The following is a 16,228-nucleotide window of genomic DNA, read 5'->3' as shown; positions in this document are numbered from 1 at the left end:
TTATGCGGCAACTTTAAGAATGCTCGAAGGATTCCTCCTCTCCCCAAAAGACTTCATCGACCACCTTGCGTGCGTGCCGGGTCAGTTTCAGGTAGGTATCTAGGAAATCCTGGTTATCCTCCGGCGTCCAGCCGGCCGCGCCGGCTACTTGAGCCAATTGCTGGCCCGGCCCAGGCAATTGATCCACGCGCTTGCCGCGCACCAGCACCAACGCGTTGCGGGCATCCGTTGCCATCAACCACGCATCCCGCAGGTCACTAGTTTGATCGGCGCTTAAGATACCGCTTTCTTCCAGCGCCTCCAGCACCGGCAAGGTTCCTGGTTGCCGCAGCTCGGGATATTCGTGCCCGTGCATCATAATCAGCAGCTGCACCGTCCACTCAATATCGGTCAGCGCCCCGCGCCCCAGCTTCGTGTGGGTGGTGCGATCGGCTCCCCGCGGCAGGCGCTCATTATCCACGCGAGCCTTCATGCGCCGGATGGCGCGAATGGTGGATTGGCTCGCGCCGCTATCTGGGTAGCGGTATTCATCGATCATCTCCATAAAGCGCTCGCCCACTTCCTCGTCCCCAGCGATGAAGGCCGCGCGCAGCAGCGCCTGCATTTCCCAGGCCTCGCCCCACTCGCGGTAATAGCGCTTGTAGGAGGCAATGCTGCGCACCACCGCACCCGAACGCCCCTCTGGGCGCAGGCCCAAGTCAACGTCCAAAGGCGGATCCCCGGAGGGCTTGGCAAGTCGACGGCGCAGCTTATCGACGATCCCGATGGCCCACCGCATAGCCTCGCCTTCATCGTCTGCAGCCTCAGGCTCTGCCACAAAAAGAACATCTGCATCGGAGCCGAACCCAAGCTCACGGCCACCGAGCCGACCCATACCAATAACCGCAATGCGCGCCGGCGGTTCCGCATCCTCGTGGTCCATCCGCCAAGCCCGCACCTCAGCGCGCAGGGCGGCTTCCAAGACCGCGTTCCAGATAGTCGACAGTTCTTGGCACACCTGCTCAACAGGGATGATTCCTAGGAGATCGCCACTGGCAATGCGCGCCAGCTCCACCCTGCGTAGCGAGCGCGCGACCGCCACCGCCTTATCCGGGTGCGCATGGCGCTTGCTGGAATTAACCAGCGCCATGGACACCTGCTCCGGCTTAGTTTCGAGCAACTTGGGGCCGGTCGCGCCATCGGAAAGCTGTTTTACCGAATCCGGGGCACTGATAATAAGGTCCGCGGTAAACGGCGAGGTTCCTAGAATATGCATCAAGCGCTGGCCGACGATCCCCTCATCCCGCAGGATGCGCAGGAACCACGACTTATCGCGGGCGGCCTCAGATAGCTTGCGGTAATTGAGCAACCCCATATCCGGATCCGCGGTGTCTGCTAGCCACTCCATCAAGGTCGGCAGCAAAATTGCTTGAATACGTGCCTTGCGGGACGTACCGGATGCCAAGGAGGTCAGGTGCTCGAAGGCGCGCACCGGTGAACTATAGCCCAATGCCGCAAGTTGCAGCTTTGCCGCCTCGGGCGAAAGTTTCAGCTCATCGGCGGACATGGTCACCACGGAATTAAGCAGCGGGCGATAAAACAGGCGCGAGTGCAACTCGGAAATGCGCATCCTAATGCGCCGCAAATGCGCTAACATGCCCTGCACCGCAGACTTTGTGCCCTGCGGGGAGAACCCCGAAATCACCGCGAGCCAGTTCAGGCCCGCTTCATCATCGTCTGCCGGCAGCGTGTGCGTGCGGCGGAAGCGCTCCAATTGCAGGCGGTGTTCTAAAAGGCGCAAGAATTCATAGGCCTCAATGAGCTGCGTGCCATCTTCGCGGCCCACGTAGCCTGCGGAGATAAGCGCGTCGAGGGCATCCACTGTCGAAAGCGCACGCAGGGACTCATCGGAGCGACCGTGCACCAATTGCAGCAATTGCACCGCGAATTCGATATCGCGCAGCCCGCCGACGCCCAACTTGAGCTCGCGATGTTTGAGCTCATCCGGCACATTATCCAATACGCGCCGGCGCATGGCTTGCACGTCTTCCACGAAGGAATCGCGCTGCGAGGCCGTCCAGACCATCAGCCGGATTTGCTCCAGGTAATCCTCCCCCAACGGCAGGTAGCCGGTCATCGCCCGCGCCTTGAGCAGCGCCTGGAATTCCCAGGTCTCTGCCCACCAGCGGTAGTAGGTCACGTGCGAATCCAGCGTGCGCACCAACGCCCCAGACTTACCCTCCGGCCGCAGGTTCGCATCGACATCAAAAAATGTCGTCGACCCAATCCGGTTAAACTCCGCGGCGAGCCGGGTAGCTTTGGGCGTTGCCTCGCTGCCGACGAAGATAACGTCCACATCGGAAATGTAATTGAGCTCGCCGGCACCGCACTTACCCATCGCCATGACGGCAAGCTGCGCATCGAGCGGATCATCGCCGTAGATCTTGCGTACCGCAACGGCAAGGGAGGCGGTAAGGGCGGCATCGGCAAGCGCAGTCGTCAGCGTGGTGACCTGCCGGAAGCTTACCTCCGGCTGCGGGCGGGATTGCCCCTTTCGGGAGTGGAAGGTACCCGCCACATCGTGCGCGGCGAGCCGCATCATCAGCGTGCGGTACTGGGTCCGCATCTCCTTTTTATGCTCACCTTCGCTCGCGCGGTACGTACCCGGCGCGCTGAGATCCTCCCTCGCTGGATCGGGAGCATCGAGCTCTGCCGCAAACGTTGCCGGCTGCGCGCCGACCGTTTCAAGCAGGCTGGTGAGCATCTCTTCTGGCTCCGGCAGGGGCTTTTTCAGCTCTTCCCACAGCTCCGGGTGGGCAGCGAGGTGATCCCCAAACGCCGTCGACGCACCCAAGAGCGCAAGAAGGCGCACCCTCACTTGCTCATTGCTGCGGATTTCCGCATCGAGCTCCGGGGCCTGCTCGTAAATGCGCACGAGGTTATTAAGCGCTAAATCTGGATCACCGACCGCAGCCAGCGTCCATAAGATGTCAACGGACTCCGGGTTATTCCATCCCAGTTGTTCTAAGTCTTGTGCGGCATGGGACCGGCTAAGGCCCAGCGACGCCGGCGACGGCACCGTGGCAGGACGCATTATTCTCCTAGAAGTTCAGGTTGTTGCGCAGCTCGACTGTCGTAATTTGGCGCTGGTAATCGCGCCATTCTTCCCATTTGGCGCGCAAAAAGAACTCGAAGACGTGCTCGCCCAAGACCTCCGCCATAAATTCGGACTTTTCAAACTCGCGCAGAGCCTGATCCATGCTGGAGGGAAGATCCTTATACCCCATGGCGCGGCGTTCCCGGTGGGTGAGCTGGTGGACATCGTCTTCCGCGGGCTCGTCTAATTCGTAGCCTTCCCGGATGCCTCGCAGCCCAGCGGCGAGGATCACCGCATAGCCCAAGTATGGGTTCATAGAGGCATCGATGGACCGGATTTCCACCCGGCGCGATTCCTCCTTGGTCAGGCGGTACGTCGGCACGCGCACCAGGGCAGAACGGTTCTGCACGCCCCACGTAGCCGAACCCGGCGCTTCATTGCCAAACATCAGCCTCTTATAGGAGTTGGGCCACTGGTTGATGATGGGGCTCATTTCCGTAGAGTGCTCCAAAATTCCGGCGATGAACTGCTTGGCGGTGTGTGAGAGCGAAAATTCATCATCCGGATCGTGGAAGGCATTGGACTGGCCTTCAAAAAGGCTAAAGTGCGTATGCATTCCGGAGCCCGGGAGATCCTCAAAAGGCTTGGGCATGAACGTAGCCCGCACATTTGAATCCGTGGCTACCTGCTTAATAACCCGCCGGAAGGTCATAATATTATCCGCCATGGTCAGCACATCGGCGTGGCGGAGATCGATTTCCTGCTGGCCCGGCGCGGTTTCGTGGTGGCTAAATTCGGTGGCGATGCCGAGTGATTCCAGTGCCAGCATGGCGCGGCGGCGGAAGAGCGGCGCGGTATCGTGCGTCGCTTGGTCGAAATACCCGCCATTATCGGTGGGGACCAGGTCTGTCAGTTCCTTGCTGTGTTCCAGCAGGTAGAACTCAATTTCTGGCGAGGCCATACAGGTAAATCCATCATTGGCCGCCTCGGTAACCTGGCGGCGCAGGATATGGCGCGGATCCACCACGGAAGGCTGACCATCCGGCTGCGCAATATCGCAGAACATGCGCGCCGTTTGCAGGTCCGGCTCGTTGTCATCAAAGGGCAAAATTTGGAAGGTGGAGGGATCCGGCAGCGCAATGGTGTCCGATTCAGAGATCCGGGAAAACCCTTCTACCGAAGAGCCATCAAAGCCAATCCCCTCCTCAAAGGCGGATTCGAGTTCGGAGGGGCTCATCACTACGGATTTGAGGGCGCCCATGATATCCGTAAACCACAAGCGGATAAAGCGGATATCGCGTTCCTCAACGGTGCGTAAGACGAATTCGTGTTGGCTATTCATGCCCTAAACCTTACCGGCTCACCGCTAGGCAGTGTGCAGTTCATTAGTCAATTTCCACATGGTCAGATTCGCAGGTCGCCAGAGTATTCAGGGGGTAGCTAGCGGGGGTTAATGCAGCAGGTACGGCTTCGCGCACGTGATTTGCTAGTGGGGCAAGCGAACACCTGTACAAGCTTTCTAAAGGAAGAAACTAGTATGAACTCCCACGTTGATGAACTTTCTGCCAGCGTTATCGATGCCGTAGTGACCGCCGCCCAATACGGGTGGTCCCCGGACGATTTACGCCACATCCTTGGTTCTTATTCTTATCCCCTCATCTACCGCGCTAGCCCGCACGTACCTGCCCGCATCACCTCACCCGTGCTGCGCAAAGCGTGGTTGCAATTAGAAGCCCCGCAAGAAAACTTCATTCCCCGCGATAAAATGCGCGCCATCATGAAAGAGCTGGTGCACCTGCCACGTTTGCACGATACCGAACTTTTAGCAGGCGGCGAGTTGAGCCAGGCTGGTGACTCTAGCGATAAGCAGGACAAAATCCGCCACAAGGTCTTGGGGCTATTGCGCAAGGCAGAATCCACGTCCTTTGCAGAAGAGGCAGAGGTGCTTATTTCTAAAGCCCAGTCGCTGCAGCAGAAATACCGCATCGAAGATCTCTTAACCGTGGACCAGCCCCGCCTCATTTCCCACCGCGTGCACGTTCACCCGCCATATATCAAGCATCAGGTCACCTTGTTAGGCACCATCGCCAATGCCAATGGGTGCACCACCCTCCTCATCCACGAAAAGGGCCTTGCCTGCATCATCGGCGCGTCCGAAGACGCCGCCCACTGCGCCGATCTGTTCTCCTCGCTGAACCGCCAATGCGATTGGTACATGCGCAATAGCGAAGGGGCCGAGTTTGCCCGCGCCACACAGACCACCGCGTCCTATCGCCGGAGCTTCCGCCTTTCCTATGCCGCCCGGATCGGGGAGCTGCTACAGCTGGCCAATGAAGACGGCATCGAAGAAAAACTCGATGAATCTCCCTATTGCAGTCACCACGCAGAGCTCATCGCCACTCAGACGCTGCCTGCGCTCCAAGCGCGCACCGATCATGCCGCGGAAACCCGAAACCGCTTATTTCCGAACCTGACTACCTCCTCGCTATCCATGAATAGCTTGCACGGCATCACTGATGGCATCACGGCCGCGGAAAAGTCTCACTTAGGCGGGCCTACCGCGGGCATCGATTCTTAATACCGATGGCGGGTACGCCGCGGCCTGCTCTTCCCCCCCCTTTCAGTCCCATGGTGTCGGCGGCTCATTTCTACCTGTGCGCACAGCAAACACTGCGAAATTTTTCAGGCGCGTGCTGCGCGTCACAGGTAGGATCACAGGTGAAATTAATTGTTGTAAAAGCTTAAGGGTATGTGAATGTCAACACAGACTTTTCTGGAAGTAGAAGCGAAATTCGCCGTAGCAGAATCGACTCAACTACCTGAACTCACTCGACTCGAATCCGTTGACCATATTGCAGAAACGCGCCACCACGCTCTATCCGCCATTTATTACGACACGGAAGATTTACGTCTAACGCACGCCAAAATCACCTTGCGCCGCCGCACCGGCGGCAATGACGATGGCTGGCACATCAAAATCCCAAGCGAGGGCGGCCGAACTGAGATCCATGCCGAACTGGGAGAACCGGTATACGGCAAATACGAGGTGCCCCAAGAGCTTGTAAAGCAAGTGCGCTCTATCGTTCGCCACAAAGAGTTAAGCCCCATTGCGCAGGTGGATAATAACCGCACCGAGATGCTGCTTGCGAACGAGCACAATAATCCTGTCGCGGAATTCTGCGATGACCACGTCACCGCCTTTTCCTTTCTGCCCGGCGGGCAGCAGCAATCCTGGCGCGAATGGGAAGTGGAGCTTGCCGGTGAGCTTCCAGGCCCCGAAGAAGGAAGCCAGTTCATCCGCCGCGCGACTTCACTTCTCATCGGCGCTGGGGCTCGCGTTTCTTCGTCCCCGTCTAAGTTGAAGTCGGCCTTGGGAGATTCCTACAACAATGCTCCCCTACCGCCCGCGCTCGTAACCCCGAATGTTGATGAGGATTCCCCGGCAGCAGCGGTGATTGCAGCGCTGCAGGCTAACCGCGACAAGCTCATTGATTACGATCCGCGCGTTCGCCGCGATGAGTGGGACTCGGTGCACCAAATGCGTGTGGCCACCCGCGAGCTGCGCAGCCACCTACAGACTTTTCACGGCATCGTCGTCGGCCCACAGATTGAAAAAATCGAAGCCGACCTCAAAGAGCTCGCCGGCATTTTGGGCGTAGCCCGCGATGCAGAGGTCGTAGAAGAGCGCTGGCAAGAACTCCTGGAATCCGAGGACTCCGATACCTTAGATGCCGCCACCCGCGAACACATCTCCCGCGACATGGGTACCGCCTACCGGCGGGCGCACCGCAGGGTTATCGCCGCGCTAAATTCTGAGGAATACCTCGAATTACTCGAGTCCCTCGACCGCCTATTGGCGGATCCCCCTACGTCCGGGTCCCAGTCCGCAGAAGATACCGATAGTGATGACGATTCCGCTGTTGTGGACGCGACTGAGGAAGCGGCTGGGGATACAACCGATAATTCAGTCGAAGAATCCGCACAAGCGCATGCTGCAGAGGAAAATTCGGCCGCTGAAAAGAAGACGGAAGAACCGTCTAACGCTGCCGACGCGGAGGCCGAGGACGTCGATGCCGTAATGGCACGCCACCTAGAAAAGGCCTATAAGAAATTGGTCAAGCGGCATAAGAAGGCCGTGGACAATTGGGATAACGCGGAGCTTTCGCTGCACGAGCGCGAGGATTATTTCCACGATATGCGCAAGGCTGCCAAGAAGCTGCGCTACGCAGCAGAGGCGGCCGGTTCAGCAACGAAACTAAAGACCAAGCGCCTGTACAAGGCCTGCAAAAAGATGCAATCGGTCTTGGGGGATTTCCAAGACTCGGTTACCTCGCGGGATAAGTTGCTCGAGCTATCCCAGAACGCGCACCGCCGCGGGGAAGATACCTTTGGCTACGGCCTGCTGTATCAGCGCGAACGCGCTATCGGCCTTTCTGCCTTGGATGATTACAACGAGTCTTTCAAGGACATCAAGGCCGCGTTTAAGCCGCTGCGCAAGAAGCTGAAGAAGTAGCGCTGCCGAGGCACCAGCTGTGCCGCGTTAGGCCGCATAAAGGGCAGTCAGATGGTGGTTGGGAAATTAACTAGTCCCAGCCATCATCTTCCTTTTCTGCGGTATCGGCTGCCTTGGTGCGAGCGCGCGCGATTTCTATGGCGTGCTCGGCCTCTTCGCGGGTGTCGTAGGGGCCCATGCGGTTTTCCCAGCCGGATACTTTTCCTTTGCTGACTTCTTTGGTGGAGGGGTCGTAATACCATTTCTCATCTGCTGTGGTCGCCACGGTAGTCCCTTTCGTCTATATACTCTGGGCAGCACGTGTGCGCCGCCTGTTTGTGGTTGGTGCCCACACTACCCATGCACGAAAACACACGCCCGCTAGAATATGAGGGCAGTATTTCTTTTGATGCCTCCCCTGCTCTCTCACGCGGAGCGAGGGAGCCGCTTTATCGGCTACTTTCTCCATGGCGCTAGCCCGCGCCACGTAGCCGCGTGATTTTTATCCGCCGAATTGGAAAAGGAGCTTTTGCCTTCATGCCACTGTGGTCGACGCCTAAGTCCCCTATTGCTGAGCGCGTTGCACAACAACACGCCTCTATCGTGGGAACGGAGCCCACCCATGTCGCCAGCGCGCCCGCGACCTGGCCACTTATTGGTGAGCATATCGATCACTATGGGGGCATCGTCGCCGCAAGCTTGTCGGATCTCCGCGCAGCAGCGGCCGTCAGTTCGCGCACGGATGGCATCGTTTCGGTCCACTACATACCGGCTAGCGGGGAGCCTACGCACGATTCCATTAGCCTGCAGGAGGTGGCTGCGCTCGCTGCGGCCCAACAACCCACGACGAACTCTGAGGGCCAACCGGTCATCCCGCCCGCACCAGAAGGAGGGCTTGCCGCGCGCATCGGCGGCATCGTGCACACCATGGTCAACCGCCAGTTACTATCCCGGGAAACGGCTGGGGCGGATATCACCATCGTCAGCGATATCCCTGCCGATATCGGCTTAGGCGCCGCATCGGCGGCGGATGTTGCCGTTGCGCTTGCCTTAATGGGCCCAACCGATAACCTCGACGCGCCGTTGCGCGTGCGCGTTGCGGATGTCTGCACCCAAGCGGTGACCACCTTTGCTCATAAGCCTGCCCTTCGCGCGCGCCACACGGCCGCGCTGCGCAGCAGTGGTGACGGCGTGTGCATCATCGACTATGCCGATGGTTCGGTCACCCATGCGCCACAGGTGGTGGGCCAGGACGTGGTGGCCTTTGCCGTGGCGGTGCCCGGGGACGTTGCGCACGAACAGGAACAGGCAATTAGTGACATCCGCCAACGCCAGCAGTTTATTGATGATGCTTGCCATTCCTTCGGCACGGAGTCGCTGCGTTTATTGCCTGATGCACAGCAGCGAGTGGTGGAGTGGCTCAAAGCCGTACACAAGGTCTACGGCGAGGACGGTCGCCCCAGCATCAATGCGGCTACCGCGTGGATGGCATTTTATGAGGAAGAAACCACCCGTGTGGAGCACTTTGTGCGCTACCTGCGCTCGCACCGCCGCAACGAGCTTTTCCCCATTGTCTTGCAATCGCAGGCCTCGCTGACCAATATCTATGGCTTCGATTCTGCGGAAAAGCTCGCAGAGCTGGTCACGGTCCGCGGCGCGGTGGCCGCGCGTTCGGCGCATGCGGGGCTATCTGGCGCCGTTATTGCCTATGTCCCCAGCAACCGCGCGGAAAACTTCGCGGCGGACCTAGCAGATGATGGTTTCCTGCTGGTGAAGCTGGCCGCGGGCGAGCCCGCCAAGGTAGAAGATTAAGGGCGAATGAGCCGGCCTATAAGCCGGATTCTGTCTAACCGCGGCGCCCCATTAAAAGGAACGCCGCGCGGCGAACATCCATCTAGACCAACCGTTGCCAGTTGGTTCTAGCAGCTACCTTCAGGCTCGGGCGAGCAGCCTTAAAACGCCTGATCGGGCCCTGCGACGTGGCAGGGCCGTGATGCCTTGCTCCCGGTGGGGTTTACCCAGCCACCGCCATCGCTGACGGTGCTGGTGCGCTCTTAACGCACCGTTTCACCCTTACCTTGTGGTCCCAACTTGGGTGGAAGCGCAAGTGGAGCCACAAGGCGGTCTACTTTCTGTTGCACTTGCCCGCGGGTCACCCCGGGTTGCCGTTAGCAACCACCGTGCTCTGTGGAGTCCGGACTTTCCTCGGCGCCCACGTAACAGCACCAACGCTGCCCGTTTGCGGCGACGCGATCGCCCGGCCGGCTCATTCGCGCTCTTTAGTCTAGCGCAGCCCCTCCAGGTGTCCCACATCGTTGAATCCATGCACCATAGAGCCACCGTCCCAGAACTCGACATCCGATAGCGCCGCCAGATCCAAAAACAGGTGTTGGAAGGTCGCCGGACCAGCGTTCAGGGCCTGGCAGAGGAAGGATTTGATGGGGTTGACGTGGCTGACAATCAGCACCGTCTTGCCGCTATAGCGCCGCTGCAATTCCTTGCGGGCTGCGCGCACGCGACGGTTAACAGCCTGCAGCGATTCCCCGCCGGGGCACGGTGTGGCGGCATCGTGCAGCCACTGCTCGTGTATCTCTGGGTCGCGCTGGTGCGCTTCGGCTGCGGTCTTTCCTTCCCACTCGCCAAAGTCCACCTCGCTCAGGCCCTCTTCGGTCACCACGTCGATATCGCGGCCATGCGCGACGGCGGCCGCCGTTTCCTGGCAGCGCTTCAGCGGCGAGCACACGATGGCGTCGATGGTGGTACCGGCAAGGGCCTGTGCGGCGGCGAGCGCCTGCTTTTTACCCAGTTCAGTAAGCTCCGGATTGGCGCGCCCTGAGTATTGCTTGGCGGCAGACATTTCGGTTTGCCCATGGCGCAGCAGGATAAACCGGGTTTTATCGTCGCGCTCGCCCAGCCAGTCGGAAGGGTGCGGCGCGGAGGTATCCCACTCTTTCTCGCCCTCGACAGGCGTAGACTCACCCGGCGCGGCTGCGGACGAAGGCTCGGCGGCAGGCTCATCGGCATCGCTCTTGACGATGCCCACCTTATGCCCCGCCGCGGCCGCGTCCATCGCATCATTGGATAGGGCATCCGCCACCTTATTTTTCGCGCGCGGGACCCAGTCTAGGCTGAAGGAAGAAAACCCGTCGATATGAGTGCGGGCCTTAAGGGCCAGCTTTTGCATATCGGGGTGCTTGATTTTCCAGCGCCCGTTGATCTGTTCCACGACGAGCTTGGAATCCATATAGAACTCCACCTCGCTGGCACCTAGCTCGGAGGCTGCCTCGAGCCCGCGCAATAAGCCGTGGTATTCGGCCACGTTATTGGTGGCCTTGGTACCTACCACATAGACGATTTCGCGCAGGATGGTTGCGCCATCCGCGGCATAAACGACGGTGCCTGAACCGGCTACTCCGGGATTGCCGCGCGAGCCGCCATCGGCGTAGATGATGACCTTCATGATGCCAGGCGCACCAGGTAGGAACCGCAGTCGCTGCACTGTGGCAGCTCATCGGCAGGCGCATTGCGCACGGCGTTTTTATCGGCGGGTGGCAAGACGATGAAGCAGCCGCCGCAGGCCCGGTTGGCCTTAAACTGCGCGGCGCCAACGCCGTTTTCTTGCCGCTGCGCGTCGTATTCCTCCAGGACATCGGAGGGCAGCTGTTCGCGCAAATCCGCGATGCGCACGGCGGGATCGGGCTGGTTATCCGCGGCCTCTTGGGCGGCGTCGGCGGCACGGCGCAGCATTTCCAGCTTGCGCTCAGAATCCGAGACGCGCGCACCGTGCACGTCCAGGTTAGAGCGCAGCGCGTGGATCTCGTTGTGGGCTTCTTGTAGCTCACTCATCAGATCCGCGATGCGGGACTTGGTGGCGTAGAGATCGTGCTCGATGTCCTTGCGCTTTTCGGTATCCAATTCGGCGCCGAGCTGACCCTTGTCATCGCGCTCGCGCCGGCGCAGCTTGCGCTCATCGGCCTGGATGCGCAGGATTTCATTTTCCATGTCATCGACTGCCATCTGCGCGGAACCGGAGGCATCGAGCAAGCGCTTGTGTTCCTGCTGTGCCTTGTCGTACTCAACCTTTTCTGGCAGCTCTTTTTCCCCGCCAATGCCTTGCGAGCGTTCCAGGTTGGCCAATTCCAGCAGTACCGGCTGTAGTTCTTGCGATAGTTTCACTTATGACTCCTTTGGGTGCGCGGAGATAGTCCACGGATCAGTACGCAGGCTAATAATTTCCGTATCTAGTTCTAATGCTGCTTCTACGATATCGCTTGCTTGCGCCGTCCAGGGAAATTCGCTGGCCCAGTGGGCTGTATCGATGACGGCTGGTCCCCCAGCGCGCAAATGCTCGTCCACCGGGTGATGGCGCAGATCGGAGGTGACATACACATCGACGCCCAGCTTTGCCGCAGCTGCCAGGAAGGAATCCCCGGCGCCGGATGAGACCGCCACGGTGCGCACGGTCTGTTCTGGGTCCCCGGCGGCCCGGATGCCCCATGCGGTCTCGGGCAGGGCATTGGCCACCTGCTGCGTAAACTCCCGCAGGGTCATCTCGCGGGGCAGCTCTCCCACGCGTCCCAGGCCCAGTGCGGTATCAAGGTCGCCACTTCCGGCCGTTTCCACGATGTCATAGGCGGGCACCTCATATGGGTGCGCCTCGTGCAGCGCCGCAATCAGCGTGGCCCGCAACGACGCGGGAGCCACGAACTCCACCCGTATCTCTTCGCCGCGGTGCAGCTTGCCGATGTCCCCTTCTACCGGGTCCGCACCCTCCTCCGGTTTGAATTGGCCTTTGCCCGCGATATCGAAGGAACAGTGAGAATAGGCGCCGATGTGGCCCGCGCCGGCATCGAAAAGCGCCTGCTTTACCTGCTCCGCACTGCCTGCAGGAATATGCACTCCCCACTTATCGATGGTCTCTGGGGCCTCCGGCACGATGGGCCGTCCCGGAGTAATGCCCACGAGTTCCGCGAGCTTATCGTTAACCCCTGGCCGGGCCTTATCGGCGTTGGTGTGGGCGGCAAAAAGCGCCACGCCATTTTTAATCAGGGTGTGTACGACCTTGCCCTTGGGCGTATCGGCCGCCACTGAGTCCACGCCGCGCAGTAGCAGCGGGTGGTGGACTACCAACATATCCGCGCCGAGCTCAACCGCACGGTCCGCAACCTCTTGGGTGCAATCCAAGGCAAAGGCGACGGTGCGCACCTCGTCTGCGGGATCGCCGCAAATAAGGCCTACGGCATCCCACTTTTCGGCCAAATGGGGCGGATAGGCCTGATCCAAAACGCGGCGCACATCGCCCACTCGCACAGCAGACATGGGGATACTCCTTTATGCTCGATTCTTTTAAATTACGCTAGTGCTATATCCTGTCTCCCGCACTACAGTACTATCTGCGCAAAGGGTTTTCGCATGACTGAATCTTCTTCTCACTCGGGTCTCTACCTCGTCTTTGTGTGCACCGGCAATATTTGCCGCTCGCCCATGGCCGAAATCATCGTTCGCGATGAAATGGAAGATGACATGCTCGATCTCCTCGCTACCGTGGATTCCTGCGGGCTCGGCGGCTGGCACGTGGGGCAAGGCGCGGATGAGCGGGCCGTGGCGGAGCTGCGCCGCGCTGGACACGATGGGGCCTCCCACCGCGCATCCAAATTGGGCGAAGAGCACATGGACGCCGATCTCTTCATCGCGATGGATTCCGGGCACTATGATTCGCTCATCGATCTAGGCATCGACTCTGACAAGGTCCGCCTGATGCGCAGCTTCGATCCCAATTCCCCGGAAGGCGCAGAGGTCGCAGACCCCTACTACGGCACCGAAGAAGACTTCGAAACCGCGCGCAAGAATATCGAAGCCGCCGTCCCCGGCCTGCTGGATTGGATTCGCGAAAACCACGACTAGACTTGGGGGCATGCTAAAGACGTTCCTCAAGCCTGGCTGGGTACTCATGCTGCTTTTCGTGGTGGCATTTTCCTACCTGGCCTTTAGTGTCCTTGCCCCGTGGCAACTGGGAAAGGACGATGACATTGTGGAACGCAATGAAAACATCACCCACGCCTACGAGGCTGATCCTCAGCCGATTGACCAGGTCGTGGACGATGACGGCGCCATTTCCGGTGACGAATGGTCCCGTACCACGCTCAAGGGGCACTACTTGCCCGAAGATGAGGTGCTGCTTCGCCTGCGCCCCGCCGGTTCCGGCCCGTCCTATCAATCCTTGGTGCCTTTCCGCACCGATGCGGGCCTGACTATGCTGATTAACCGCGGTTGGGTCAGCGCCGAGGAGGGCAATGCGGTGCCGGATATTCCGCCCGCTCCCTCCGAGGAGGTAACGATTACCGGCATGGTGCGCTCAAATGAGGCCGAGCACAAAACCGCCCCCATCACGCAGGAGGGCTACCAGCAGGTCTATTCCATCCACACCGAGCAGGTGGGCTCGCTTATCGGTGCTGACTTAGGCCAAGACTATATCCAGCTCTCTGAGGACCAGCCGGGCGTCCTCAACGCCATGCCCATCCCGCAGCTCGACCGCGGCAACCACCTTTCCTACGGCTACCAGTGGATTGCCTTTGGCATCATGGCCCCGCTGGGTTTGGGCTACTTTATTTGGTCCGAGATCCGCGAGCGCCGCCGCCTGCGCGAGGAAGAAGCCGCCATGCAGGCTCTCAATGCGGACGCAGAATCGCTTGCCGATGTCCCCTCCTCCAGTCCCTCCGCCCACGGCGAGCCTGGAACCGAGGCTGCTACCACCGCCGCTGCCGAAGCCGATACCGCATCTCACGCCGCGGCGCTGCGCAACCGCTCCCGCTACGGCGATTCCAAGCCGGATCACTATGCCAAGCTGAAAAAGCGCCGCCGCGAGCGCTACTAACTTTCCTAGCCCTCCTGACCTGCTTTCGATTTTGTAGTGCTGGCAGACCGGTCCCACATGAGTAATGCGAAGCCTACTGCGATCCAGACCGCGAATACCCACCACACGAACCCGACGCCCTGGCCATTAAAATAAGACAAGGAACGAACGAGGTACCCCGTTGCACCAATGGGCATCCACTGCCCCAAAGTAGCCCAGCCATCAGGAAGCAACCATGGTCCGGTGGCCAGGCCCGAGAGTGGGTTTCCTAGGAAGATAGTCAGCACCGCACCAATTCCCACACCTGCGGTACCGATCACCGCAGCTAAGCCTGCTGTCAGCAATGAGGTGGAAAGAATACCCAGGGCGATGGCCAACCATTCCATACCGAAATTGCCGATTAACGTGCCGTAGACGGTGTGTAGCATCCACGTGGCCACGAGCGATCCCGCTGCGGCGATCCCGACGAGCGCTACAAACTTGGCCCACTTTCGGCGGCGGAAAACAAAGGTGGCGATGACTGCGGAGACGATGCCGCCAAAGGCCAAAGGCAGCCCTAGCAACCCGATGCCAGTAGCTTGCGGATCCTCCTCCGATGTCGGTGCAAGGTCTTCGGTAGAAACCTCCATTCCTTGTGCCTCGAATGACTTACCCAGTTGGTTCACCATCTCTGTGTAGGCAGCACCGTTGCCAGAGGCCGTATAGGTTTGTGCTCCCGATGAGGTGATAACCAGACCACCTACCACGTCGCGGTTTTCAATCGCATCGCGCACATCGACGTCGGATTCATAAACCCTTAAATCGGGTCCATCCTCGCCTGCTTTATCGGTCATGTGCTTGACCATCTGCTCTGGCCCGGCCACAGCAACGGGCACGCCTTGCGGTCCGGAAGAAAAGTTGGGGGCAAGGCAAGCAAATAGCATTAGCCCGATAACGATTGGTACCCCAATCACGGCGGCACAGATTTTTGCAGTGGTGTTTATCCGCGAAAGAGTCGCAGTAGAACTCATGACAACCCCCTTATATGGAACAGTGTATTTCAGTTGCTTAAATAGAACATAGTGTTCCATTTGTTAAGATGTCAACCATGAGACAAGATGCAGCCAATAATCGTGCAGCAATAGTCACCGCCACCAGGCAACTACTCACTACTGAGGGGCCTGGAATTTCCATGCGGACCATTGCGAAGGCCGCTTCAGTAGGCGTGGCCACGGCCACCCGTCACTTCCCCGAGCGCATCGAACTGCTCGACGCGGTAAGCGCGCAGGCAATGGCTGATATCGCCGCAATCATCGATGCCCACAGTGCGGAATTTGCTATCGATGCACGTACCGCGTGGCGCGCCACCGTCCATTCCATAGGAACTTTGCAGCTAGCAACCCTTGCCCAAGCAATCTATGAAGATGCCATGCGCGATCCCGAAACGCGAAAACAAAAGGACCGCATCATCGACCATCGCGCCGAGGAATTAATCGCCATTTACGACAAACTGCTAATCCCCGCCAAAAAGGCACACTTATGCCCAGAGAGCCTCAATGCGCTGGATTTTCACATAGGTCTCGGGATAGTCACCCGCCCCATCCCGATAGAACCCAAGCCCTCACTCGCCTCCGACGCACTTACTCCACGCCTCATAGACCTCATGCTTGACGGACTGGAAGCACAAGCCGAAGCGAACGTTGCCCCTTAAAGCCCATTCATGGAGGCTGCACACCGGAAACAACACATTTGGGGATGCGGACGAAATCTTGGAGGATTTTCCGTATGTCTAATATTCGATACACGAATGCGCAACGACTTAAGGCGT

General features: G+C 59.3%; 13 protein-coding genes and 1 other RNA gene. 6 read left to right on the top strand and 8 right to left on the bottom strand.

Going from position 1 to position 16,228, the window contains the following annotated elements:
- Nucleotides 1-13 precede the first annotated feature (13 nt).
- Both ABRP98_RS00070 and ABRP98_RS00065 read right to left on the bottom strand, forming a co-directional pair.
- Nucleotides 14-3,073 (bottom strand): bifunctional [glutamine synthetase] adenylyltransferase/[glutamine synthetase]-adenylyl-L-tyrosine phosphorylase, encoded by a 3,060-nt coding sequence (locus ABRP98_RS00070; RefSeq protein WP_349856950.1) that lies wholly within the window; start codon nt 3,071-3,073, stop codon nt 14-16.
- Between the two features lie 7 nt (nt 3,074-3,080).
- Nucleotides 3,081-4,418: a glutamine synthetase family protein gene (locus ABRP98_RS00065; RefSeq protein WP_284769463.1), complete on the bottom strand. Its 1,338-nt coding sequence runs from the start codon at nt 4,416-4,418 to the stop codon at nt 3,081-3,083.
- Nucleotides 4,419-4,613: 195 nt separating this feature from the next.
- Between ABRP98_RS00065 and ABRP98_RS00060 the strand changes: the two genes are divergently transcribed.
- Complete coding sequence (locus ABRP98_RS00060) at nt 4,614-5,654, top strand: DUF2786 domain-containing protein (protein WP_349856949.1); 1,041 nt, start codon at nt 4,614-4,616, stop codon at nt 5,652-5,654.
- 177 nt (nt 5,655-5,831) lie between these two features.
- Nucleotides 5,832-7,589, top strand: coding sequence for a CYTH and CHAD domain-containing protein (locus ABRP98_RS00055; protein ID WP_349856948.1), 1,758 nt, complete (start codon nt 5,832-5,834; stop codon nt 7,587-7,589).
- 70 nt (nt 7,590-7,659) lie between these two features.
- Here ABRP98_RS00055 and ABRP98_RS00050 read toward each other — a convergent pair whose 3' ends face one another.
- Nucleotides 7,660-7,854 (bottom strand): hypothetical protein, encoded by a 195-nt coding sequence (locus ABRP98_RS00050; RefSeq protein ID WP_349838261.1) that lies wholly within the window; start codon nt 7,852-7,854, stop codon nt 7,660-7,662.
- A gap of 251 nt (nt 7,855-8,105) precedes the next feature.
- On the opposite strand from ABRP98_RS00050, the gene ABRP98_RS00045 reads away from it, so the two are divergent.
- A complete protein-coding gene (locus ABRP98_RS00045) occupies nt 8,106-9,380 on the top strand; it encodes a galactokinase family protein (RefSeq protein ID WP_349856947.1) in 1,275 nt (424 codons plus the stop codon).
- Nucleotides 9,381-9,383: 3 nt separating this feature from the next.
- On the opposite strand, the gene rnpB is transcribed toward ABRP98_RS00045, so the two are convergent.
- The 4 genes from rnpB to ABRP98_RS00025 form a co-directional block, all read right to left on the bottom strand.
- Nucleotides 9,384-9,837, bottom strand: an RNA gene (gene rnpB, locus ABRP98_RS00040) — RNase P RNA component class A.
- Nucleotides 9,838-9,852: 15 nt separating this feature from the next.
- Entirely contained in the window at nt 9,853-11,028 is a 1,176-nt protein-coding gene (locus ABRP98_RS00035) for a bifunctional RNase H/acid phosphatase (RefSeq protein WP_284785340.1), read from the bottom strand.
- Nucleotides 11,025-11,744, bottom strand: a complete 720-nt coding sequence (locus ABRP98_RS00030) for a zinc ribbon domain-containing protein (protein WP_239269718.1) — start codon at nt 11,742-11,744, stop codon at nt 11,025-11,027. Before ABRP98_RS00030 ends, ABRP98_RS00035 begins: the two co-directional genes overlap by 4 nt.
- Nucleotides 11,745-12,887 carry a Nif3-like dinuclear metal center hexameric protein gene (locus tag ABRP98_RS00025; RefSeq protein ID WP_349856946.1) on the bottom strand — a complete coding sequence of 381 codons (1,143 nt, stop codon included), beginning with the start codon at nt 12,885-12,887 and terminating at the stop codon, nt 11,745-11,747.
- Between the two features lie 93 nt (nt 12,888-12,980).
- Between ABRP98_RS00025 and ABRP98_RS00020 the strand changes: the two genes are divergently transcribed.
- Nucleotides 12,981-13,472, top strand: a complete 492-nt coding sequence (locus ABRP98_RS00020; RefSeq protein WP_023029032.1) for a low molecular weight protein-tyrosine-phosphatase — start codon at nt 12,981-12,983, stop codon at nt 13,470-13,472.
- A gap of 10 nt (nt 13,473-13,482) precedes the next feature.
- Nucleotides 13,483-14,442, top strand: coding sequence for an SURF1 family cytochrome oxidase biogenesis protein (locus ABRP98_RS00015; protein ID WP_349856945.1), 960 nt, complete (start codon nt 13,483-13,485; stop codon nt 14,440-14,442).
- 5 nt (nt 14,443-14,447) lie between these two features.
- Here the strand turns inward: ABRP98_RS00015 and ABRP98_RS00010 are convergent, their stop codons facing one another.
- Complete coding sequence (locus ABRP98_RS00010; protein ID WP_349856944.1) at nt 14,448-15,431, bottom strand: ABC transporter permease; 984 nt, start codon at nt 15,429-15,431, stop codon at nt 14,448-14,450.
- A 77-nt stretch (nt 15,432-15,508) separates the two neighbouring features.
- On the opposite strand from ABRP98_RS00010, the gene ABRP98_RS00005 reads away from it, so the two are divergent.
- Nucleotides 15,509-16,111 carry a TetR/AcrR family transcriptional regulator gene (locus ABRP98_RS00005; protein WP_349856943.1) on the top strand — a complete coding sequence of 201 codons (603 nt, stop codon included), beginning with the start codon at nt 15,509-15,511 and terminating at the stop codon, nt 16,109-16,111.
- The last annotated feature ends 117 nt before the right edge of the window (nt 16,112-16,228 follow it).

This window comes from Corynebacterium sp. KPL2838 (assembly GCF_040225455.1).
In the GTDB taxonomy this organism is placed as follows: Bacteria; Actinomycetota; Actinomycetes; order Mycobacteriales; family Mycobacteriaceae; genus Corynebacterium; species Corynebacterium rhinophilum.
The sequence above is the reverse complement of the archived record's forward strand: the minus strand, read 5'-3'. Positions and strand labels throughout refer to the sequence as shown.